Source organism: Carboxylicivirga marina (assembly GCF_016612505.1).
GTDB classification, from domain to species: domain Bacteria; phylum Bacteroidota; class Bacteroidia; order Bacteroidales; family Marinilabiliaceae; genus Carboxylicivirga; species Carboxylicivirga marina.
This window is the reverse complement of record NZ_JAENRR010000025.1, coordinates 1-24,252: the sequence shown is the minus strand read 5'-3', so window position 1 is coordinate 24,252 and position 24,252 is coordinate 1. Positions and strand designations below refer to the sequence as shown.

Here is a 24,252-nt window from a genome sequence, read left to right as displayed (position 1 = left end):
CTTTAATACCTGATAATTTTGTGCTTTAATAACAATGGGAGAAGAACAACAAAGTTTTCATTTTTGCTTATCTCAACCTCATGCTTGGTAAAATACGCATAGCGCTTTTTAATATTTTCCAATCCGATTTTATGCGACACGTGCGGCTCTGGCTTCTTAACCAATTGATTATCTACCTCTATGAATCCAGGCTTCCGTTCAAAATTATTTCGTACTTCAATCCGACCATCACCATTTGAACGTATGCATATTTTCAGAGGCTTATCTTCTGAAAACTGATTGTGTTTGACGGCATTCTCAACCAACAATTGCAGTGTCATTGGTGGAATATAACTCTTAATGCCATTTTTATCGAGCTGTATATCAAGCTCCAGAGCTTTTTCAAACCGAATGCGCAACAAATAATAATAGGCATTAATAAAATCTACTTCCTGTGAAAGCGGAACCAATTCCTTTTGATGGCTATTGAGAATATAGCTAAATGTTTGTGCAAACTTCCGAATAAAGCCTTCGGTAGTCGACGCATCACGATGAATGAGAGATGCAATGGTATTTAAAGTATTAAACAGATAATGCGGACTAAGCTGACTCTTAAGAATCTCATATTGTAATTTCAAGCGCTCTCGCACCATCTTTTCACTCTCAATATTGGCTTGTATAAAACTTGTAAATGAATACTGGTACAAATCAACAAGGATAAAAATCAAATTCGTTAACAAGAAGATGATAAAGAACTTGATGGTTACATCACCTTTTTCTTCCATAAAGAGGTTGAACGATATATTATCGTACTTAATGGCAATAAGCAACTTGATGGATAACCACAAGAAGACTGTTGCCACAATGGTATTAAGTACAAATTGAATCATAAATCGCGATGGCATCCCTTTAATCCATGGATAAATCATATTGATACCACGAGCAGTGAGTGTGAGAATTCCAAAAATTAGCCAGGAACTTAGTGTAAAGAAGGAGATGGAATCAATATTTTCTATGAGAACTGGTAATCCTCCGTTTTCACTATAATACAGATACACAAAAGCCAGCACACCGTATAGAGTACTGACCAGTATTTGTGTTACCAGCTTTTTTGATGAATATAATTGGGTGTTGGCAGTCATTGAAACACTAAGTTATATCATTAATATAGATTTCAAAAAGATATCTGTCAATGCATTTAAGACAATATTATCTTTATTTACCAATGCCATTTGCTTATATCACTTTGTCACTGAACATTAGTAACTAAATAAAAGTCAAACATCCACCTAAAGAGAAGATGAATGCTGACTTTTCTAATTCATTTTAGTCAATATAAATTTAGTTCAAAGTTTTTAGCACTCTGTTTTTATCATATTCGGAGTCAAAGTCTTTGGCCATTGATTTAAATATATAAGCAGTTGATGAGTTTTTGTTGTTTACATGTGGACTTAAACGTACCAGAACTGTCGCCTTTTCAACATCCACATCAATTTGTTGTGTACATTCAATCACCTTAGCCGCAATACCTTCATCCATGGCTGAGCTGTCAATTACATAGCGTAACAATTCTTCAATGGTACTATTTTGATCCATGCGATTAATCAAGCGAAAGAATTGGTTGTAATTATTAGCCGACAATGGAAATTGAGCTACCACTTCGCGCATAACAGCGCCTGTGCCATGCTGAAAATCGCCCACCAAACGATCTAAGGTTTTTAACAATCGATACATGGCTGCTTCTTCTAGTTTGTTAGTATTTAGCAAGTCGAGCATCACATTGTACATTTCCATTTCACTATCCAAGCCATTTAATGTTTCGAAGTATGCATCCACCACTTCTTCATCATTAATGAATAAACGATTGGCTTTGCGAAGAATCATACCTCGCTGGCTGTTTGACGAAATACCATTGGCTGTTTTTAAATAGTTCAATAAGGTACTTTTGTCACTCTTTTTCTTTCCTGATTCAAGAGCAGCATCTAACAAAGCCGTTGTAACTTCACCCTTTAAAATGTAGTAGCTATCGGACATATTATCCAAAACATCTCTGAACTCATCCATCACCACTTCATTATCGGGCATGTATTTTATCAAATACAGTAACAAGGCTCCTTTTTCGCGTTCCGATGAAAACTCGTCAATGGCCTGCAACATACTAATCCAACTATCATTAGAAAGCTTAGTCGTTTTTAACAAATGCTTTAGCACATTGCCTTTTTCAGAATTAATTTCCATGTCTTCAATGATATCGAAATAGCCTTTACGTATTGCAAAATCATCTGAATAAAACTGATTGAAAATGCGCAATGTCGAACCTCTCTCGGTATTATAATCATGTGTTGAAGTCGCGTCAAGCACAGCTGATAACTGCTCTGTATTTAACTTATAATTCTCTAAAATATGACGAATCAATGTGCCCTTTGTGCTATTTGAACGCACTTCTTCGATTTGATTTAACACCGGAACAATGTCCTTGCTTTTTAGCTGATTATCAAATACCAATGTTTTTAAATAGGTGTTTTTTGAGGCTGAACTCCCTGATTTATATGAGGATGTTTTTATAGTAAATACATTCCATTCACTCGAATAAGAATAAGACGATGAAGAAGGTAAATCATCAAGAGCATCTAACACAGCGTTCAAGCCTTTACTATTATATAAATGACGCACACGCGACTCAACACCTAAATCACTACGCTTTACTATATCAGGCAACACCTCACTCAGCCATTTTTTGCCTTCCGGATTAAAAGCTGTTTCTGTTTTACCTACAAAATACTCATAGGTAATGGTACCCTTGTCATCGGCATGAATAAATAATCGGCGGTTATTACCAAAAGCAGTCTTATTAATTTCAACAAAACCATCGGCCGAAATGCCCGTAATCATTTTGTTATCCTCAGATAATTCAATAATACCCTTGTATTTTAAATCAAATGGGAAATCCGACGCACTGGTCGATATTTTAATCTCTCTGCGTCCGTTCAAATCTCGGCGCATCTCTCCCAGACTCTCACGTAAATCAGCCCTTAATTCGCGGTAATCATTTCTTAATTCATCGCGCTGTTCATACATACTTGATCGCTCGCGACTTCTGCTTCGTTCGCGCTTTTCGTCGGCCAAAGCCTCCTGAGACACCGAAACACCTAATGCAATAAGCATCGATGCTATCATGAATCCCCTAAATCTGTGTGTAATTTTCGCTCTCATAGGTATATTCTTTAGTTGTTCATCTACAATATTTGATAATACAATATTAAAATATGAATAGCCTTAAGAAAAACGAAAAGTAGTGAGTTGTAAGAAAAATGTAGTGAATTGTTGAAGAAGTGAATTGGGCTTGTTCTGGAGAAGAAATAAGGCCTCAAGGTTTCGATTATCTTAAGGCCTTTGAAGTGTTTTTATGCCTTTAGAACAGGTTCACAAATTTCATTAATCGTTTTTAACTCAACATCGGTAAAACTCAGATTATCCAATGCTGCCAGGTTATTATCAAGCTGTTTAGTAGATGAAGCCCCTACCAAAACTGAAGTCACTGTTTTGTTGCTCAATAACCAGGCAATGGCCATTTGAGCCAATGACTGATTACGCTTACTTGCCATCTCATTTAAGGCTACAATGGCATTTCGTTTCACCTCCGTTAGAGCCGATTCCTTTAAAAAATGAGCTTTGGCCATACGAGAGTCGCTTGGAATTTCTTTTAAGTAGCGATCGGTCAACAAACCCTGGGCCAATGGCGAAAAAGGAATACCTCCAATTCCTCGTTTATCTAACACCTCTAACAATCCATCTTCCACCCAGCGATCAAACATGTTATAACGTGGCTGATGAATTAAACAAGGCGTGCCTAACTCACGCAATATCGATTCGGCTTTTTGTGTATCCTCCGCACTATAGTTTGATAGTCCCACATACAATGCCTTTCCCTGACGCACAATTAAATCCAATGCTGCCATGGTTTCTTCCAAGGGCGTATCAGGATCCGGGCGATGATGGTAGAAAATATCAACATAATCCAGTCCCATTCTCTTTAAACTCTGATTAAGACTCGATACCAGGTATTTTTTTGAGCCCCATTCACCGTATGGCCCTTCCCACATGTAATAACCGGCTTTGGTTGACACTACTAATTCATCGCGATAGGCAGCCATATCCTGCTTAAGCACCTTTCCGAACGTCTCTTCGGCTGAACCCGGAACAGGTCCGTAGTTATTGGCCAAATCAAAGTGCGTAATGCCATTATCAAATGCATGAAGCAATATATCTCGGGCATTACTAAATACGTCCTCAGAGCCAAAGTTATGCCATAAGCCTAAGGAAATAGCAGAAAGTTTAAGTCCACTTCTGCCACAGCGATTGTATTGCATTTTGTTGTATCTGGTACTTGCAGCTTGGTAGTTCATAGTTCTCATTTAATCGGTTACAAAATCAATCATTTTCACAATTGCAGCCTGACAGGCCTGGCAAAATCCTTCGGCCTGATTCGTTTTCATACGACAATTAACAGCTGGCCGGTAAACACCTTTCTCGACATAACCTCCGCCTTCAAAAACACCTGTTACATCAGCGTATTCTTTATCAGCAGGTGTTGGTATAGGCGTTGAATCATCAACAAGGTGCTTCCACTTGCTATCAAAGTTAACCAAAGTAGTGACATTTGGTTGCCATGGTTCTACATTTAAATCAAAGAAATTTTGGTAGGCCACATCAGAGGTATAATATTCATCGGCTAAGCCTGCAAAACCATGTCCAATCTCATGCAGCATCACCTCTTTGGCGAATGGGTGATCGGCTGTGCCAATTGAAAAATGGTTATAAATACCTCCGCCTCCGTAATTGTCAGAATTAACCAGAACACAAATGTGATCATATGGCGCACAGGCAGCTATGTCTCTAATAGCGCGCACATCGTACGTCTCAAGGTATCGTTCAATATAAAAGGTATTAAAAGACGAATTAACAGCTGTGCTTACCCATTTTTCTTCACGTGGATTATCGGTTCCACTATCCGCTGACGGAGAGCAAACAGCCCAAAAATTAAATTTATCAACATTTGAGTTATATGGCTCCATCGATAATATATAATCCGCCATTTTCTTAACATCGGCTTTAAACTTATCCATTTCATTGACCGTATACCCTTCGGCTATAAATGTGAAATCAACCTTATTTACAGCCTCGCCATTATTTATCACTTGTAACACTTCGTATTCTGGTACTTTTTCTTTACGAATATTGGTATCATCAGGATTAATAATGGTGGTTAAAAGGGGGTTGTAAGCACCATCTTTCTGGCGCTCATTCAATGTAAAAATCACTTCTTGCTTTGGATAAGGGAAAGTCACTGTTTGAAAAAAAGCTTTGTTAACTGATTTTGATTCCTCAGTGGTTCGCCATTCTTCAAATAAAGTACAGAAGCCACGAGAGTAAATAAGTGTATCTGTTTTCAGATCGGTTATGGTAAAATGGTATTCGCCATAGCCCAACTTGTCAACCAATTTTGATTGTGAACCACCCCAAAATGGCTCTTGTTTTAATTCCAATAAATAAGCCGATTGCGCATTTTCATTACCGGCTAATACCAAATCAACCCTCATCGAGTAATTTTGAAAGAACTTTTCAAAGTCATTTTGTGCCTGCATACACGATGCCAACAACAAAAGACTCAATAAACTTATGATACTTGTTCTCATATGAAGAATTTGTTTTAAGACTAAGAAACGTGCTATTTTATGAACGAATGAAATTAAACCAACTTACTTCTTTTCTATGTATGTGTGTTTATTTTTCTTTGCAATAATAGTAGTTTTATGACACTTTTAAATCAAACAATAGTCAAATGGACATATCTGAGTTAAACAAAATCAGTCAGATTTTACAAGAATACCTAAACTCTGTAGGAATTGATCAAGGTTATACAAAATACCTGCTAGCCACTTTCTGGATTATCATAACAGTGCTAATTGCCTGGCTGTCGAATCGCATTACTAAAAAATACATTGCCAGAGTTATTGAGAAAATTATCCGTAAAACAAAGTCGAAATACGACGATATTCTATTAGAACGTCAGGTATTTAAGCGATTAGCTAACCTGGTACCAGCGATAATAATCTATTCGATGTTGGGCATAATTTTTGAAGCCTTTGCCGATTCTGACATTGTTGGACATTTGCAAAAAATAACCAGCAGTGTCATTGTGTTTATTCTGCTTTTGTCGTTCATTGCCCTCTTAGGTGTGGTTAACGATATATACAACACTTTCTCATACGCCAAAGAACGTCCTATAAAAGGACTTATTCAAATTATTCAAATTGCGGTTTCGGCACTAGCAGCAATTGTTATTATATCTATATTATTTGATATCGATATTACGAAGATATTAACCGGATTAGGAGCAACAGCAGCGGTTCTACTTTTGGTTTTTAAAGATACCATTCTTGGCTTTGTGGCCAGCATACAATTATCGGCCAATAAAATGGTGACTACCGGCGATTGGATTACCATGCCTACTTATAAAACCGATGGAACAGTTATCGATATTTCACTAAACACTGTAAAAGTTCAGAATTGGGATCAAACCATTACCACCATTCCAACCTATAAAATGGTTGAAGATTCGTTCATAAACTGGAAAGGAATGGAACAATCTGGCGGTCGTCGCATTAAGCGCTCGGTTAATATTGATATGCGAACCGTTAAATTTTGTAGTGCAGATATGATAGAGCGATTCAAAAAAATCAGATTATTGAAAGATTACATATCGCAAAAAGAAGATGAACTATTAAATCATAACACTACCATTGAAGGGCAATCAGTTTCAGAAAGCTTAGCCAATGGTAGACGATTAACAAATCTTGGTGTGTTTAGGAAATACCTCAACGAATACTTGAGTGAACATCCAATGACACTCAATAATATGACCTTTATGGTACGACAACTTCAGTCAACTGAAAAAGGGCAGCCCATTGAAATTTATGCTTTTAGCAAAGATCAAGAGTGGAAGAATTACGAATCTATTCAGGCTGACATTTTCGATCACATTCTTGCTGTTGTTAACGAATTTGATTTAAAAATATATCAATTACCAAGTGGAAATGATTTTAACTCGCTTAATTACGGAAATCACTCTTTATAATGGTTATAAATTGAAGTTAACACCACACTTTAAAAAGAAGAATATTTTTGTAATCAATTGTTAATTAGATATTTTTAAGAACCTCCGTAAGGTTTGAATTTAAAAGCATTACACCGATAATTAGGTGTTTGATTGTTAATTATCGTTGGATATTTACTTATAATGTTTTATTTTCGTAGCAAACTATTAATAAAAAAGCGCAATTAGTTACGAATCCTAACATTTGTCATATACAGTATGGAGACCAATTTACAAATCGATAGTCTTGATAAGAAAATCTTATCACTTATCACAAAAAATGCAAGAATCCCTTTTCTAGAAGTTGCTCGTGAATGTAAAGTTTCCGGAGCAGCTATTCACCAGCGCATTCAGCGCTTAATGAACATGGGTGTTATTAAAGGATCTGAGTTTATTATCAATCCGGCCAAAATTGGTTATCACACTTGTGCATTTATGGGTATTTTCCTTAAAAAAGCAAGCCTATTTGACAAAGTGGTAAAGATGCTAGAAGAGGTACCTCAAATTGTTGAATGTCATTATACAACCGGACAGTATGCTATCTTTATTAAGATATATGCCAAAAGCAATGAGCATTTAAAGCGCATATTGCACGACAAGCTACAAGCCATTGCAGGCATCTCGGCTACTGAAACAATTATTTCGTTAGACGAAAGCTTTAAAAGACAATTGCCAATTGACTAAATTGAATTTGTTGAAATAAATATAAAAGGCTCCTTTAAAGGGGCCTTTGTTATATCTGTACAGTTCCGATAATAATATCGAACAAAGAACTGTTGAATCTCTCAAAAGCACTTTTTAATAAAAGGTACAAATTTGATTGATGAACATCGGTAGTCAACAAATTCTCTTTTCGCAAGAGTTCCAGTTCGTATTTATCACTTCCTTTGTTAACAATTAGATGCGGTAGTGTATTCATGGTTGCATTCACCTTATAGTCATCTTCTTTTATGACATTATTCTTCAAAAGAACAGGATAGGCTTCAAAAAAATTGAAGGTATTGTCGCCTAAATACAAATGAACACTTAAACGTAAACTTAAAGGAATAACATAGTGAAAATTGAACTTCTTTCGTGGATCTGACAATGATATACTCACACTGTTTTCTGAACGATTAACAGGTGCATAATTAACTTTCCACTGAAGATTTTCAAAGCCTGACAACTGCTCTTTGACAGCCGAAATCAAACGCAAGCGCGGCAATGCAATGTTTTGAAAATGTTCGTCAAGAAGAAAACGCTCCTTTAAAAGTTCAATTCCCTCGGTATTTAATAATAATGAATCAGACATGATAAATTGAATTGACCAAAGCTACCGTTTTTTCATTATTTACAGAGAAATTCAGGTCCAAACGCCCTAATTGAAGTCCACCCCAACCAGCCTGGCTAACAATTACCTTTCGACCATCCTGATTAAGCACCATATCCGGTTCATCCATAAATGTATGTGTATGTCCACCTAAGATGACATCTATATTCTTTGAATTTTCAGCCACAACGACATCCGAAACCCTCTCATCTTTGTATTTGTAACCCAGGTGCGATATAACAATAACCGCATCACATGCATCATCACCCTTTAACCTTGAAGCCAACTCATTAGCGACCTCCATAGGTTCATTATACTTTGCTTCCTTATACGATTTCGGATTCACCAATCCGGCCAATTCAATACCCAGGCCAATAATACCTATTTTCAATCGTCCTTTTTGAATGATTTTATAAGGGATGGTTAAGCCATTTAATACCGAATCAGATAAATCATAATTACTGCAAACAAATGGAAAATCAGCCCGAGATACGTTCTCAGCCAATGCTTCAATACCATTATCAAATTCATGATTGCCCAAAGTAGCCGCATCATACCCCATCTTGTTCATCAGTTCTATTTCCAATTTGCCTTTGTAGATATTAAAATAAGGGGTACCCTGAAAAATATCACCACAATCGAACAATAAAACATGTTCCTGCTCCTTACGAATTTGTTGAATCAATTCTGCTCTTCGGGCAAAACCACCTTGATTGGGCCATCGTGAATGATTCTTGGGAAAAGGATCAATTTGACTGTGCACATCGTTGGTGTGCAATATCGTTAACTTCAAATCAGAAGTGACGCAATTACTCAACAATGAACTTAGCCCCAAAGCAGAAACGCCAACTAATGATTTTTTTATAAATTTTCGCCTGCTACTGTGCATAGTATATCCTTTTATCCAATTTGCTACTTATCATATCACCCGATGCAGTCAGTTCTTTGATGTGTTTAATGATGGCATCACGCACTTTTAAACCGGTACTTTTTCGTTCAATGGCCGTCTGAAATACCTCAAAATGGTCACCTCCATCTGCCAGGTAATCCGATGTGGCGATGATATAATTCCGATTCTCTAAACGTTTGTTTTGAACACGTATATCAACAGCTCTGGCACCATTAATACCAAACGACGCACCTGACATACCATCACCACCAACGCTAGCCATGAAATCAAATAATTCAAGTACTTGATCTTTTGACATTGTCAGATAAACAATCTCATTTTCAAAGGGCATTAATTGATAGATATTTTCAACTGTAATATCACCTTTACTTATTGGTATGCGTAAACCTTTTACATTCACGATACAAATATCAGGTTTCTGAAATCCGTTTCGCTCACATTCAACTGGTACTAAATCGGTAACAAAGTTAGACAATAGCCCTTCAGGAAATCCTCCTGACAATTCGTACTCGGCTTTACCGATAACTTTACCCATCTCCAACTTGAGGCTATCCCTATATGGACTAATTATCGCTTCAATTAATCTACCAGAACCGACCAGGCTGTCTGTTTTAATAAAACTTCCCTGTGAATTATTGATCTTATATCCGCTATGTTGACAAGCTGTCAATATCGAAATCAACAAGATACATGCACTGATTATGTGAATTTTACCTCTAATCATTAGCTAAAATGGATTAAATCTAATTATAATATAAGGCACAAGATTACAAAAAGGTTTTGACAGATTGATTAAATTATTATGAATATTTCAACTCAATACTTTTAAACTCTTTTGAATACAAAAAGAGCCGCCAAAGGCAGCTCTCATATTTTCATTTTATTTAATTCGTTCAAGATATTTTTTTCTTACTCCCAGCAGGTACTCTCGATCAATATTCGGATTATAAACCCTCACTATATCAACTATGCCGAAGTCTTGATGAATATGCCCAATGGCGGCATCAAATTTGCTAAAATCCCAATTGTGCTTCACCTTAATTGTTAAATCTTCGAAGTACTTCCACCCTAGCTTATCAGGTATAGTAAAATAACCATGATCCTTTTCATCCAAATCAAAATAAACCCCTTCTTCAATTTCTTCCAGTGTAAAGAATTTTTTTAATCGAATAATTGCCTGGCCTTCGAGATTCTTAGGTTTCTTTTTAAACTCTATTCCTTCGTCGATATAACCTGCCTGCAAATCAATGATTTGATCAAAGGAATCCAAATGACGCACCCTAATTACATGATAATCTTTATTATAAAGATGAACAGTACCTGCTGCCGCATTAAAATCAGCACTAAAGTATCGCTTAATATTTTGCGTAGCTCGCGTAACCTCTTCTAATGTATATAGCTTTTTTAGTACCAGATAAATATACAATGGTTTAGAGTCTGACGGAATATCACTATAATATCCAAAATAACCAGGAAATGGCTCAGGTGCTTCCAACACAAAAGTATTCGGAAGAATTTTGTCTTGCATGGTCACCAATGACTCCTGTTTTAGGAGGTTTCCATAGCGCTGTAAAATAATTTTTTTAGTACTCATAGATGTGTGTTTAAATTGTTTAACCTCCGTTATTACATTCAGTTTGTCATCTAAAAAGTTATTAAAAAAAACAATGGCAATCAAACACCTTCCATCATTTTATACTTCATGGTCACGAACAAACACCAGCTCATCCTCCTTCGACAATTCAGGTTTATAGTAATATCCTCCTTCATTAAATGCCACTAAATCATCTGGGTTGTCAATTTTGTTCTGAATTATAAAACGTGTCATCCAACCTCTTGCCTTCTTGGCAAAGAAGCTAATAACCTTGTATTCTCCATTCTTCCAGTCTTTAAAAACCGGTGTGACAATGCGTTTGCCAAATTGCTTCTTCTTGATCACTTTAAAATATTCGTTGGAAGCCAGGTTGATTAACACTTCTGAATTTTGTTCGTCCATATCCTTCTCAAGCAATTGAACAATATCATCTCCCCAAAGCTCATAAAGGTGCTTGTTTTTACCAACCGGCAGCTTTGTTCCCATCTCCAAGCGGTAAGGCATTATGCCGTCGAGCGGCCGGAGCAAACCATATAATCCAGAAAGCATGCGCAGCTTATCGTTGGCATAATTTACATCATCAGTACCTAATGAATAAGCATCTAAACCAGTATACACATCGCCTTTAAAAGCAAAAAGTGCCGCCTTAACATCCTCTGACAAAAACGGATAATGCCAAAGTTGAAAACGGTGATGATTGAGTTGCCCCAGTTGTGAACTTATTTTCATCAACTTCATCAAATCTTCAACTTTTTTCTTTTTAAGCACTTTAGCTATGGCTTTAGACTGCTTGGGAAATCTTATATCGGACAACTCAGTCTTTGGTGCCGGCGTTTCAAAATCAAGCGACTTGGCCGGAGATATGATTATGTGCATTTTTATCTGTTAATTGTTAGTCTTACAAGTTCTATTATTGCTTAAACATTTTATTTTTTTCAATGTTCAGGCACTACCATAAAAAAAGGACCACAAAAATGCAGTCCTCTTACTATTATAAAATTAATCGTTATTCAGTAATAATTACCTCGACACCTGCATTTAGTAACTTCTCTCGCTCCTCTTCTGAAATACCTCTATCCGTTACTAAAATATCAACATCGGTAATTTGGCCAATAACAGCTAGGCTACGCTTTTTAAACTTGCTCGAATCCATTACCAAAATCACCTTTTTGGCCATCTTTAACATGGTCCTGTTTAAAGCCGCTTCTTCAAGATGTGGCGTACTAAAGCCTAAATTAACATCAATTCCATCAGCTCCAATAAACAGCTTATCGCAAAAGAAGTTTTTAAAACTATTTTGTGCAATTGAACCTACCAGTGATAAGGATTTCTTGCGCATAACACCACCCGGCATTATAACATTGATCTGCTCTAATTCGGCCAAGGGACCAGCTATATTCAACGCATTTGTAATCACCGTCAAACTTTTAAACTTGCCCAAATGGTTTGATACTTCCTTAGTTGTTGTTCCGCTATCCAAAACAATTGTATCACCTTCTTCGATTAGTCGTGATGCCCGTCTGCCAATCGCCTCTTTCTCTCTTGCATTTTTTACTTTCTTATCCGAAAGCTTCATGTCGAGCGTAACCTTATCTGTTTTAATAGCACCCCCACGAGCTCTGATCAACAAATTCTTATGCTCCAATTGAGTCAGATCATTTCGAATGGTCACTTCACTTACTTTAAACTGCTCACTTAACTCATGAACATTAACCTGACCTTTCTCGTCTAATAATTTGAGTATTAAGCCACGACGGCCAACTGTTGTTGTCGGATCGAAATTATTCATTTTACGTTCTTTACTTATCTAGAGTTAGTGTTTGACTTCTTAATTCTTAACAATTATTTCTACAAAATAAGCAAAAATATTATTGAGCAAGCATATGAAAGCAATTTAGTTACTATTCATTATTAAGCAAGTCATAAAAATAAGGGTCAGAACTTTTTTAACGCTTTTTTTGATATATCTTCGTAAGTCCAAGCCCTTTATTACAAAGGATACGCAACTTGCATTACCATATCTTTCTTTAAACAATCAAAGCTTCCATTAAGATTTGTTTAATTTGTCTTTTCATTGAAGTGAAGCGTAAAGTATGAAGAACGGCACAATCCCTTTTAGCACAGAAGTAAAAGAAAGATTCAATGTACTTGAGCAACCTAATTATGTAGTTGATTTAATCAATTTTCATAATGCCAAGAACTATCAGGCTCTAAAAACTCGATATTAAAATGGCTATGAAGCAATATATGGCGCCTTTACAAAGCTACACCACTTCTTTTTACAGGAAAGCACATGCGCTTACCTACGGTTGTATGAATAAATATTTTACACCATTCTTTGAAGATGCAGATGTGGAGCTTTGCACTTTAAAAGCACACCCTGAACTATCTACAGCCATAAATGAAGACTTAAACATAATACCCCAAATTGCAACCAACAGTGGCGATAGCATTGTTAATTTTGCAACGATAGTTAAGCAACTGGGTTATCATGAAATTAACCTAAACATGGGGTGTCCATTCCCAATGTTGGTAAAGCGGAATAAAGGCGGTGGACTACTGCAGCACCCAGAGCTTATTACACAACTGCTGAATGATTTTTATGCAAAAACCACAGATATAAAACTGTCGGTGAAGATGCGATTGGGCACAAGCTCAATAGACCAAGGCCGCGATGTAGTGCAATTACTTAATCAATTTCCAATCGAAGAGCTGATCATTCATCCACGGCTGGTTACTCAGAAATACAGTGGTGACGTTAATTGGGGTGAATTTCAACACCTTTGCAGCTTCAGTCAACATACTATCATTGCTAATGGTGATATCAATTCACCAAATGATGCTGAAGCAATAAAGCAACTACAGAACATTGATACAATAATGCTTGGGCGAGGCCTGCTTACCCAACCCCACTTACACCTACTGATTGAAGATAAGAAAGAAACTTTTCCATCCATATTTTCTTTGCACCATCATTTTTTCAACCTTATCACCACTCATTTCAAAGATTGGAACCAGGCCTTCAATCACCTAATGAGTTTTTGGCACTATCCATTACAGGTAAATCAAGAGCTGAAACGCCTGCTAAGAAAACTCAAGAAGCATAATAAACCAGATACATATCAACAGTGGCTGCTTCAACTCCAGAACATATATCCCAATTAAGATATCAGGAACAGTCCAATTTCAATGATAAAGCTCAAAATATTTTCCTAATTAAAATGGTACATTTGTAGCCTAAAAATTAAAACCATGGTTTTAGAAGACGTAAAAAGCATATTAGAACATGAGGCTCAAGCTGTAAAAAACATCCCTGCAACAGATGATTTTATTAAAGCTGCAGAGCTGATACATGAGTTTGTACATCAAAAAGGTGGAAAACTAATTACATCGGGCATGGGGAAAGCCGGACAAATTGCCATTAATATGGCAACAACATTTAGTTCCACCGGCACACCATCATGCTTCCTACACCCAAGCGAAGCGCAACATGGCGATTTAGGTGTGGTACAAGAAAACGATGTGTTATTGATGATTTCAAACTCTGGCAAAACACGCGAAATTATTGAGTTAATTGACTTAGCCCGCGGACTTCGTCCAAATATCCCTATTGTGGTTATAACCAGCAACACAGAGTCTGTTTTAGCTCAGGAAGCTAATGTCTGCATCAATACCGGCAATCCTAAAGAAGTATGTACTCTAGGTTTAACACCTACTACATCAACTACCACCATGACTGTGATTGGAGATGTATTAGTAGTCTTACTCATGAAAATGATAAACTTTACGAATGCAGATTATGCCAAACGTCACCACGGTGGGTATTTGGGGCATAAATCACGTGAAGCAGCCAAACAAAACAAATAAGTATGGATTTCAACTGGAAGAAACTACAAAACGGCTCTGACATACGAGGTGTAGCGTTAACAGGCATTGCCGGTCAGGAAGTTAACCTTGATGCAATCATTGTTGCCACTTTAGGGGCAGCTTTCTACCAATGGTTAGAAAAGCGAAATTCTGGCCGTATTAAAGTTGCTGTTGGAATGGATTCTCGCTTATCAGGTCCGGAATTAAAAACCGCTTTTATTAATTCTTTGGCCGATAGCGGTGCTGAAGTTTTGGATTGTGGTATGGCTTCAACTCCAGCCATGTTTATGACAACCATTACGCCCCCCTATAAGGCCCATGGTGGCGTTATGCTAACAGCCAGTCACTTGCCTTTTAACCGCAATGGTTTAAAATTCTTTACACCTGAAGGCGGATTAGAAAAAAAGGACATTACAGAAATTCTTGCCATAGCTGAAACTCTGACTGAGCCAACTCAAAAAGATGGCGGCTCTGTTGAGCAAATTGATTTTATAAGCGTCTATTCAAATTTACTGGTTGACAAAATCAGAAAAGAAGTTAACTCAATAAGTAACTACGAACAACCATTAAGTGGCTTTAAGATGACTGTTGATGCCGGAAATGGTGCCGGTGGTTTTTATGCCAGTAAAGTATTGGAAGTATTAGGTGCTGATGTGAGTAGTAGTCAGTTTTTAGAACCAGATGGACGCTTCCCCAATCATGTGCCTAACCCGGAGGATGCCATTGCCATGAAATCGATTTGCGATGCTGTAAAAAACAACAATACAGACTTAGGTATCATCTTCGATACAGATGTGGATCGGGCAGCAATTGTTGACGAAAATGGCAACCCGATTAACCGTAACGAATTGGTAGCCCTTTCGGCAGCTATTGTTAATGAAGAGCATCCGGGCTCAACAGTGGTAACTGATTCTATTACTTCAGATGGCCTTGGCTGGTTTATTACTGATGTACTAAAAGGTCAGCATCATCGTTTTAAGCGGGGCTATAAAAATGTGATAAACGAAGCCATTCGACTAAACGAAACAGGCGAAGAATCGTGGTTAGCAATTGAAACATCAGGCCACGCAGCATTAAAAGAAAATTACTTTTTAGATGATGGTGCTTATCTGGTAACGAAATGTGTTATCAAAATGGCACAATTAAAAAAAGAAGGTAAATCGCTTACTTCTTTAATCAGCCAACTACCTGTTCCTGCCGAAAGTAAAGAATTTCGAATCAATATAAATGCTGAAGACTTTAAGTCATATGGCGAGAAGGTGATCAGTGAATTGGGTCATTTGGCTGCTTCAAAAACAGGTTGGGAATTGGTGCCAAATAATTATGAAGGCGTGCGCGTAAGCATCAATAGCAACGGAACCAAAGGATGGTTTTTATTGCGTTTGTCGCTGCATGACCCCGTTATCCCCTTAAATATTGAGTCAGATAACCAAGGTGGTGTTGAAGTCATTGCCAAAGAGTTGGTAAGCTTTTTTGAGAATTTTAATGAACTAGACTTAAAATCATTAATTAACAGATAAGATGAGACTATTAAAAGAGAATGTAATTGGCGTTGTTGTTGACATTCAGGAGAGATTATTCCCTCATATTAATGAGCATGAGCAGTTAGAGAACAACACAAAAATATTGGTTCAGGGACTTAAAGCCTTGGAGGTTCCTTTTTTAGTAACTGAGCAATATAAAAAAGGCTTGGGCGATACCATTGAAGGAATTGAAACATTTGTAAAAGAAGACCCTCATTTTGAGAAAATGGCGTTTAGCTGCTGCGACGATCCAAAATTCATGGAAGCACTCGAAACAAGCACAAAACGCACTGTAATTCTGGCAGGTATGGAAACACACATCTGCATGCTACAAACAGCTATTGACCTACGAGAAAGAGGTTTCACACCTGTTATAGTTGAAGATTGTGTAAGTTCACGTACTACTGAAAACAAACGCATTGCGCTTGAGCGACTACGCCATGAAGGAGTTATCGTGAGTAGCTACGAATCTATCTTATTTGAACTATGTCGTATTGCAGGTTCTGATGCATTTAAAACCATCAGTAAATTGGTTAAGTAACTGAAAATACATATTTTGCGAGCCACCTTTAAAGAGGTGGCTTTTTTATTGGGATATTTTAAAAAACGTAACGTGAGCAAGAGAAGAGTTTTTGGGATAGGAGAAACCGTTTTGGACATCATTTTTAAGAATCATCAACCAATTGCTGCCAAAGCAGGCGGTAGCGCTTTAAACACATTGGTATCATTAGCAAGAGTAGACGTACCAGTTAACTTCATTACCGAAATAGGACGAGACAAAGTTGGTGAGAACATCATGCAATTTCTGAGTGACAACCAGCTTAACACTGAGTACGTATGTCGTTTTACCGAAGGGAAGTCGGCCTTGGCACTCGCCTATCTGAATGAGAATAATGATGCCGAATACGAATTCTTTAAAGAATATCCTAAACAAAGACTCGTAGGCAATATTCCTGATTTTACTGATAACGACATCATCATTTTTGGCTCTTACTTTGGGCTTAACCCAGCCATACGCCCAAGACTAATGGATTATTTACGAGTGGCTAAAAGCAATGGTGCGTTAATCATTTACGACCCTAACTTCAGAAAACACCATCTTAAAAACAGAGAGAAACTTATTCCGATAATTGAAGAAAATTTCCAGATAGCAGATATAGTGAGAGGGAGCGACGAAGATTTTGAAAACATCTACGGCCTATCAAATCCCACAGAAGTATATGCCCGAGTGGCTGCTCATTGTAACAATCTGATTATAACAGCTGGTTCCAATGGTGTTTATGCTTTTGGCACATCATACCATCATCATTTTCAGGTACCTATTATCAATCCTGTTAGCACCATTGGTGCAGGTGATAATTTTAATGCCGGTATTATTAAAGCACTACTAGATTACAAGATCAACAAAGAGAATAACGAGCTTACCATTACCGCTAAAGATTGGGTCAGCATTGCTTCGTATGGCATTGAGTTTTCATCGGAAGTATGCATGCGCATCGATAATTATGTAGATGTACAATTTAAAAGAAACTTCGCCCGCAATGTTGAACAAAGAATCGCTTCAAGTAATTAAAAAAGCCTAGTTGTAAATTTCTTCGTAGGTGTAAAACTTAGCATCATCAACAAGTACTTTTTTGACATTACTTTTAGTTACAGCAATAGATGGCACCTTTACGGTAGGCACATCTATTTGTCCGTTATTGGTATATGAGTTGGCCATTTTTTCGGCTTTCTTCTCATTAGCAACCAACTGCAGCATTATTTCAGCTGCTTTACTACCAGTATCTTTTAATGGGTGAAAAGCCGTCATCTGCTGTTTGCCGGCTACGATATTTTTAACACCTTCAACTGTGGCATCTTGCCCGCTGATATAAACTACTTTTTCCTCATTGCGCTCCCCAAGCACCCTTATGCAACCGCCTGACATGCCATCAAAACCGGCAAATATAATATCAGGCACCTGACCTGATAATGAAATAAACTGCTCTAACTCATAAGCTGCATTCACATCACTCCACTCTTCTACAAACGTTTCATACAGCACGTCAATATTGCCCGATTCGATATGCGGCTTTAAATGCTTATTAATCGATGCTGCTAACTCCACTGCATTACGGTCGTATTTATCACCACCTAGTATAATCGCATTGCCCCGTGGCTTAACTTTAATGATTTCATCAACCATCATTTTTCCTAAAGCGTTATTATCACCCGACACGAAAAAATCCAGGTCACAGTTTTTTATCAAGCGATTATAGGCCATCACCTTAACACCTCGCCCCTGCCCTTCTCTAACAATAGCAGCAGCTGTATTGGCATTTACCGCAATAATAGCCAAGCCATCAATACCTTTGTCAAACAACTCAAGGGCTTTTTGATATTGAATAGCTTCATCACCATTACCATGTTCAAGATAAACGGTTGCACCATGTTTCTCCGCATATGCTCTAAAGAAGTTAGCTTCTTTAACATATCGCTCTGTATTAGGCGTTGAATAGATAAAGCCCAGTTTTACAGCTTTGTCTGACTGACATGCATTAATAATGACAATCAGGCACATGAATACAATCAAATTGATATTGCGCATATTTATATTGATTTTAAATCACAGGTTTGGGGCCCTAAAAGTAACATTTTATCACAATATTGTTTTCAAAACATGATTTTTTTCACAACTTTCGGAAAGTATTTGCAACAAAACAACCAACAAGTATGAAGTGGAAAGATCTTAAAATTCGCTCCAAAATAGGGAGTGGATTCGCCCTTATTATGGCGGTCGTCATCGTGCTAGGAATCGTCATTTTAGTTAACCTCCAGAAAGTTAACAAAGGCATCAAAGAGCTAACACAAACCTACATCCCTATTGTACGAGAAGCTGGAAAGCTAGATCGTTACTGGCACGAAACACGTGAGTTTGCCCGCTCATATGACTTTACAGGAAACTCTTACTATAAAAATAGGGCTGAGAAAAGCTTTGAGAAAACAGCAACGGCATTAAACGAACTTCAAAGCGTTTTAAACAACGACTTGACAATAATGACTTCGGCCGGTGTTGACATGCCATTGTTAATCGAGCAAGTAAAACTGTATCGCGAAACGACCTCATCGTATTATACACTATTCCTTAAATCGACTCAACACAAGACAACATTTCTTGAATTAACGAATGAGCTGAAGGAACTTGGCACCTACAACGCCAGGCAGGCACATCAGCAATTATCAGGTATAATATTAGAAATTTACAATAAAGAGTCTATACAAGATTATTCAGATATAGGATCAACAATCGACAATTTCAATAGCGTAAAAAGTCAAATCGAAAGCAAAAGCTATAATCAAAGTGAGGATGAGTTAATCTATTCAGCATTAAGTTCGATGAACGACTATTTAAGTACCTTACGACAGCTTAAAACAGAAGAACTAAAGCAATTTGAATTAGCTAAGAGTATAATGTGGGAAGTTGGAGCAACAGCAGATGTTGGTTTGGATATGATGATGAAAATGGGCGATGATAGCGAACAAATCAACTCACTACAACATCAAATTTTAATATATGCCTTAATAATTGTTCTAATACTTTGGTTTAGCCTGGTGTTCTTTTTATCTAAAGCCATCGCCAGACCTGTTGAACAAAGCATAGCACAAGCTCAGCGATTGGCCAATGGCGATTTATCTGTGGAATTTATCTCTGACAGAAAAGATGAAGTAGGCCAGCTGGCAGATGCCTTAAACTCGATGGTGGTTAATTTAAAAAACATGGTGGTTGAGGTGAGCGATAGTGCCAAGCAGATTGTGGCTGCAAGCACGCAACTCTCAAATGGCGCCAATGAACTTTCAGATGGTGCCACACAACAAGCTTCATCAGCCGAAGAAGTGTCGTCATCAATGGAAGAGATGTTTGCCAACATTCAGCAGAACACCGATAATTCAAGAGCCACTGAACGTATCGCCAGCGAAGCCTCTAAAGGCATTACCGATAGCAACGAAGCCTCAAAAATAGCCAGTGAGTACATCGAAGAAATTTCGGAGAAGATAAATGTAATAAGTGATATTGCTATGCAAACCAACATATTATCACTTAACGCAGCTGTTGAAGCGGCTCGTGCCGGCCAAGAAGGACGAGGCTTTGCTGTGGTAGCAGCTGAAGTACGCAAACTAGCTGAACGAAGCCAACAGGCAGCCAACGAGATAACATCGGCCTCTGAAGACACACGTGAATCATCGCGTGTAGCTCGTCAGAAACTAGATACAATAACGCCAGAAATTGAAAAGACTGCCACATTAGTAAAAGAAATATCGACAGCATCGCTAGAGCAGCTAAGTGGCGTTGAGCAAATAAACAGTGCCCTGCAGCAATTGAATCAAATCACGCAGCGTAATGCAGCAGGCGCCGACGACATTAATAATGCCGCCCGAACACTTGAACAGCTATCCCATCAGCTAGAAGAAGCCATCCAGGTTTTTGATGCCGACAGCGACAAATAAACAAACTCAGATACATAATCATCTAAAAGCTACTTTGAATTCGAAGTAGCTTTTTTTTGTGTCATAAATCATCAAGCCTTAGTTGAGTAAAAATCAAACATTTTATGCCCGACCGTGTTGGTATAATTAAGGACCATTTACTTGCATATTATATGAAGATTATAAGTTATAACGTTAAAAATTTTAGGCAAATCGAATACATGAAAATGCTACCTGAAACGGTGAAGCAGGAAATAGAAATTGTATCGAAGGTTTTGCCTTTTAAAGCCAATAATTATGTGGTGGATTACTTGATTGATTGGGCTAATTACGAAACCGATCCTTGTTACATACTTACCTTCCCCAATCGTCACATGCTCAGGCAAGATGACTACGAGAAAATTAAATGGGCGGTTGAAAGTGGCAAGTCACAAGAAGAAATCACCAGAATTGCCAACAGCATCCGTATGAGTTTAAACCCGCACCCGGCACAACAACAATCTAATATCCCTACTCTAAACGGACAACCTTTACCAGGTGTGCAACACAAATATCGCGATATCGCTTTGTTCTTTCCAACTCAGGGACAAACCTGCCATGCCAACTGCACCTTTTGCTTCCGCTGGCCACAATTCGTTAAAGATCTCGACCTACAGTTTTCGATGAAAGAAATAGGTCAGGTATGTGATTACTTTAAACAGCATGAGCATCTGCACGAGTTATTATTTACAGGTGGCGACCCAATGATTATGAGTCCGCGTACGATAAGTAAATACATCGACACCATTTTTAAGGCAGACATTAAGAATCTAAAAACCATACGTTTCGGAACAAAATCACTGACCTGGTGGCCCTTTGTGTTTTTACCACAATACAACGAGGAAGCACAGGAGATGCTGGATTTATTTAAACGCATTGTTGACAAAGGCATTCACCTGTCTATTATGGCACATTTTAACCATTATCAGGAAATGTCGAACAGTGCCGTGGCCGAAGCCATTGAAAATATAAGAGCAACGGGTGCAGAAATAAGAACGCAATCACCATTGCTTAATAACATCAATGCATCATCTGAAGTATGGGCCAAAATGTGGGACCAGCAAGTAAATATGGGGATGATTCCGTACTATATGTTTGTTGAGCGCGAAACCGGTCCGTTTGAGTATTTCCAGGTTCCACTGGCTAAAGCTTACAAAATATATAGTGATGCTATTCGGGTAACCTCAAGCCTGGCTAAAACAGTAACCGGACCATCCATGTCGGCAGCCAAAGGTAAAGCACAAATTATGGGCATCATCGAAAATCCACTAAATGGCGAGAAGTATTTTCAAATTCAATACATCCGTCATCGTGATTATAAACTATCGTACAAACCATTTTTAACCCATTACGATGAAAATGCGACATGGATTGATCAACTTAAGCCGGTTGAATCATCATTCTTAAAGCAAACTATATAACAAAAGCCTGAGTTAAGTTAAAATATGAAACTCAGGCTAGTAAATTAAACGGGAAGAAGTGATTAATATACTTCTTCCTGAAATTGTTTATTGGCCTTCAACTGCTCTAATCGTCTTTTTGCCTCATCAGAATTGATGCCATGATGATTGCTAAGAATTTTTACAAAACTATTTCGTACTGAAGCAGCCAGTTTATCTTTGCTTCCACACACGTAAACGACAGCACCATTTTCAATCCAATCCAGCAAGTTAGCTGCTCTTTCTTCAATAATATGGCTGACATATATTTTCTCGTTTTGATCGCGCGAAAAAGCAGTATTTAACTCATGAAGCATTCCTTTATTCTGCAAATCTGTTAAATCATCTTTGTATAAAAAGTCTGATTGACTATTTCGCTCACCAAACATAAGCCAGTTTTTTCCTCTTGCGTCTCTGGCGAAACGCTCTTGCAGAAACCCCCGAAAAGGCGCTACACCAGTACCTGCACCAATCATCACAATGGGTACATTATCATCTTCTGGTAATCTGAATTTAGAAATACTTTCGAGCGTAACCGGCACCATATCTCCCACATCAAGGCGATGCCATAAAAAAGATGAGCACACCCCATTTCTTGTTCTTTTATCATCGGCATTTTCAATAACTTTAACCGTAATATCGGCCTGTTCACCTACCTGACTCTTGCTGGATGCCACAGAATACAATCGCTGACTTAGCTTACGTAATACGCCAAGAAATTCTTCTACCGAATAAACTCCCGGATAATCCATCACCAAATCCAACACATCCTTTTCTGCCGCATATTTCTCCAACTTCTGAGTATCATCAAGTAGTTGATTTAATGCTTGGTTTTGTGAAATATCAGCATATTTCTGAACCACTAAAGGTGTAATTAATGTCAACTCATAATCATGAATCAGCACATCTTTTAATAAGCGCGTTGTTTCTTTATCCTTAATCGGGTAGGCTTTATCAACATTGAGAGCAAGCAATAACTCATCGACGTACATACGCGAATTGGTACCGTAAACACCGATGGCATCACCAGGCAAATAATCCATCCCTGAATTCTTGAGCGACAAACTAACATGCAGTACTTTTTTAGTACTATCAGAACTTGTTAGTAGTCTTTTTTCGAGCAACTCCGCTTTGTATGCCGAATGCGTATCACCATCGAGTTTTAAATCAAAAGTAAAGCCATCTTTCATGGGCTTATGAAGCACTGGCAGAACAGGTTTAAAAGCTTCAAATACGTCCAATACCCATTGCTTGGCGGTTTCTTCAAAATCAATATCACATTTAACCAGAGGCAGCATTATTTCACCTCCAAGCTCACCCAAACGCTGTGATATATCTTCACCAGTCTGGCAATAATAGCGATAACTACTATCGCCTAATCCTAAAACGGCATATTTTGCTTTGACTGAATTAATACTCTCACTATGCAAGAAATCGTAAAACCCTTCTGCCTGCACAGGCGGCTCACCCTCTCCATGTGTGCTAACAATAACCACTAAATTTTCGATTTTTGCCAATTCCTGATAATCCATATCAGGCATAGCCACTAATGTCGACTGATAACCTAGACTTTTAGCATATTTATCGGCCAGAACTGCAACAGATTTGGCATTGCCGGTGCGGCTGCCATAAACGATGTGCAGTGTATCTTTATATTGACTCATTGGTAATTCTTTTTGACAAGAAAAGGTTTGAAATGAGGAATTGTTCAGTCAAATAATGAGTATTAAATCCTAAAAATTCATTTCCAATGGAAGAAGTACGAATGCCACCACAGAATCATTCAATGCTAAAATCAGAGAGTTTCGCAGGTAGTTTAAATCATACTGCCACATTTGTTTAAATATTTGAACACAAAAAAAAGCAGCTACTATTGTAACTGCTTTTTAATAGTACCGAGAGGCGAGGTAACACCTGGGCAATTTCACAATTTCACCAACACCCCTAAAACCAGCATCAAGTCCAGTAAAAC

21 protein-coding genes are annotated in these 24,252 nt (G+C 37.8%); 9 read left to right on the top strand and 12 right to left on the bottom strand.

Annotated features, from left to right (window positions below; all coding sequences use genetic code 11):
* Window positions 1-2: 2 nt before the first annotated feature.
* From JIV24_RS11650 to JIV24_RS11635, 4 genes are all read right to left on the bottom strand, one after another.
* Window positions 3-1,121, bottom strand: a complete 1,119-nt coding sequence (locus tag JIV24_RS11650) for a sensor histidine kinase (RefSeq protein ID WP_200465217.1) — start codon at window positions 1,119-1,121, stop codon at window positions 3-5.
* Between the two features lie 199 nt (window positions 1,122-1,320).
* Window positions 1,321-3,192 carry a hypothetical protein gene (locus tag JIV24_RS11645; RefSeq protein WP_200465216.1) on the bottom strand — a complete coding sequence of 624 codons (1,872 nt, stop codon included), beginning with the start codon at window positions 3,190-3,192 and terminating at the stop codon, window positions 1,321-1,323.
* Window positions 3,193-3,383: 191 nt separating this feature from the next.
* The gene (gene mgrA, locus JIV24_RS11640; protein ID WP_200465215.1) at window positions 3,384-4,385 is read right to left on the bottom strand and encodes an L-glyceraldehyde 3-phosphate reductase; all 1,002 of its coding nucleotides are present in this window, start codon (window positions 4,383-4,385) and stop codon (window positions 3,384-3,386) included.
* 9 nt (window positions 4,386-4,394) lie between these two features.
* Window positions 4,395-5,675 (bottom strand): M64 family metallopeptidase, encoded by a 1,281-nt coding sequence (locus tag JIV24_RS11635; RefSeq protein ID WP_200465214.1) that lies wholly within the window; start codon window positions 5,673-5,675, stop codon window positions 4,395-4,397.
* A 146-nt stretch (window positions 5,676-5,821) separates the two neighbouring features.
* Between JIV24_RS11635 and JIV24_RS11630 the strand changes: the two genes are divergently transcribed.
* Complete coding sequence (locus tag JIV24_RS11630; RefSeq protein ID WP_200465213.1) at window positions 5,822-7,117, top strand: mechanosensitive ion channel family protein; 1,296 nt, start codon at window positions 5,822-5,824, stop codon at window positions 7,115-7,117.
* Window positions 7,118-7,354: 237 nt separating this feature from the next.
* The gene (locus JIV24_RS11625) at window positions 7,355-7,819 is read left to right on the top strand and encodes an Lrp/AsnC ligand binding domain-containing protein (RefSeq protein ID WP_143304083.1); all 465 of its coding nucleotides are present in this window, start codon (window positions 7,355-7,357) and stop codon (window positions 7,817-7,819) included.
* A 49-nt stretch (window positions 7,820-7,868) separates the two neighbouring features.
* Here JIV24_RS11625 and JIV24_RS11620 read toward each other — a convergent pair whose 3' ends face one another.
* The 6 genes from JIV24_RS11620 to agaR all read right to left on the bottom strand — a co-directional run bounded on the left by JIV24_RS11620 (window position 7,869) and on the right by agaR (window position 12,737).
* Window positions 7,869-8,426: a hypothetical protein gene (locus JIV24_RS11620; RefSeq protein WP_200465212.1), complete on the bottom strand. Its 558-nt coding sequence runs from the start codon at window positions 8,424-8,426 to the stop codon at window positions 7,869-7,871.
* Window positions 8,419-9,333: a bifunctional metallophosphatase/5'-nucleotidase gene (locus JIV24_RS11615; RefSeq protein ID WP_200465211.1), complete on the bottom strand. Its 915-nt coding sequence runs from the start codon at window positions 9,331-9,333 to the stop codon at window positions 8,419-8,421. Before JIV24_RS11615 ends, JIV24_RS11620 begins: the two co-directional genes overlap by 8 nt.
* Window positions 9,323-10,078, bottom strand: coding sequence for a 5'-nucleotidase C-terminal domain-containing protein (locus tag JIV24_RS11610; RefSeq protein ID WP_200465210.1), 756 nt, complete (start codon window positions 10,076-10,078; stop codon window positions 9,323-9,325). Before JIV24_RS11610 ends, JIV24_RS11615 begins: the two co-directional genes overlap by 11 nt.
* Before the next feature lie 156 nt (window positions 10,079-10,234).
* Window positions 10,235-10,948 carry a hypothetical protein gene (locus JIV24_RS11605; protein ID WP_200465209.1) on the bottom strand — a complete coding sequence of 238 codons (714 nt, stop codon included), beginning with the start codon at window positions 10,946-10,948 and terminating at the stop codon, window positions 10,235-10,237.
* A 99-nt stretch (window positions 10,949-11,047) separates the two neighbouring features.
* Window positions 11,048-11,824, bottom strand: coding sequence for a peroxide stress protein YaaA (yaaA, locus tag JIV24_RS11600; RefSeq protein WP_200465208.1), 777 nt, complete (start codon window positions 11,822-11,824; stop codon window positions 11,048-11,050).
* A gap of 130 nt (window positions 11,825-11,954) precedes the next feature.
* A complete protein-coding gene (gene agaR, locus JIV24_RS11595) occupies window positions 11,955-12,737 on the bottom strand; it encodes a transcriptional repressor AgaR (RefSeq protein ID WP_200465207.1) in 783 nt (260 codons plus the stop codon).
* A gap of 440 nt (window positions 12,738-13,177) precedes the next feature.
* Here agaR and JIV24_RS11590 point away from each other — a divergent pair, with 440 nt between their 5' ends.
* The 5 genes from JIV24_RS11590 to JIV24_RS11570 all read left to right on the top strand — a co-directional run bounded on the left by JIV24_RS11590 (window position 13,178) and on the right by JIV24_RS11570 (window position 17,911).
* Window positions 13,178-14,113, top strand: coding sequence for a tRNA-dihydrouridine synthase family protein (locus tag JIV24_RS11590; protein ID WP_200465206.1), 936 nt, complete (start codon window positions 13,178-13,180; stop codon window positions 14,111-14,113).
* Between the two features lie 87 nt (window positions 14,114-14,200).
* Window positions 14,201-14,815 (top strand): SIS domain-containing protein, encoded by a 615-nt coding sequence (locus tag JIV24_RS11585; protein ID WP_200465205.1) that lies wholly within the window; start codon window positions 14,201-14,203, stop codon window positions 14,813-14,815.
* A 2-nt stretch (window positions 14,816-14,817) separates the two neighbouring features.
* Window positions 14,818-16,335 carry a phosphohexomutase domain-containing protein gene (locus JIV24_RS11580; RefSeq protein WP_200465204.1) on the top strand — a complete coding sequence of 506 codons (1,518 nt, stop codon included), beginning with the start codon at window positions 14,818-14,820 and terminating at the stop codon, window positions 16,333-16,335.
* A 1-nt stretch (window position 16,336) separates the two neighbouring features.
* Window positions 16,337-16,879: a hydrolase gene (locus JIV24_RS11575; protein WP_200465203.1), complete on the top strand. Its 543-nt coding sequence runs from the start codon at window positions 16,337-16,339 to the stop codon at window positions 16,877-16,879.
* 72 nt (window positions 16,880-16,951) lie between these two features.
* Window positions 16,952-17,911 (top strand): carbohydrate kinase family protein, encoded by a 960-nt coding sequence (locus JIV24_RS11570; protein WP_200465202.1) that lies wholly within the window; start codon window positions 16,952-16,954, stop codon window positions 17,909-17,911.
* Between the two features lie 6 nt (window positions 17,912-17,917).
* Here JIV24_RS11570 and JIV24_RS11565 read toward each other — a convergent pair whose 3' ends face one another.
* Window positions 17,918-18,925 carry a substrate-binding domain-containing protein gene (locus JIV24_RS11565; RefSeq protein ID WP_234445806.1) on the bottom strand — a complete coding sequence of 336 codons (1,008 nt, stop codon included), beginning with the start codon at window positions 18,923-18,925 and terminating at the stop codon, window positions 17,918-17,920.
* A gap of 125 nt (window positions 18,926-19,050) precedes the next feature.
* On the opposite strand from JIV24_RS11565, the gene JIV24_RS11560 reads away from it, so the two are divergent.
* Both JIV24_RS11560 and JIV24_RS11555 read left to right on the top strand, forming a co-directional pair.
* Window positions 19,051-20,823, top strand: a complete 1,773-nt coding sequence (locus JIV24_RS11560; protein WP_200465201.1) for a HAMP domain-containing methyl-accepting chemotaxis protein — start codon at window positions 19,051-19,053, stop codon at window positions 20,821-20,823.
* Window positions 20,824-21,023: 200 nt separating this feature from the next.
* Window positions 21,024-22,262, top strand: coding sequence for a KamA family radical SAM protein (locus tag JIV24_RS11555; protein ID WP_234445805.1), 1,239 nt, complete (start codon window positions 21,024-21,026; stop codon window positions 22,260-22,262).
* 62 nt (window positions 22,263-22,324) lie between these two features.
* Here the strand turns inward: JIV24_RS11555 and JIV24_RS11550 are convergent, their stop codons facing one another.
* The gene (locus JIV24_RS11550) at window positions 22,325-23,944 is read right to left on the bottom strand and encodes a diflavin oxidoreductase (protein ID WP_200465199.1); all 1,620 of its coding nucleotides are present in this window, start codon (window positions 23,942-23,944) and stop codon (window positions 22,325-22,327) included.
* Window positions 23,945-24,252 lie beyond the last annotated feature (308 nt).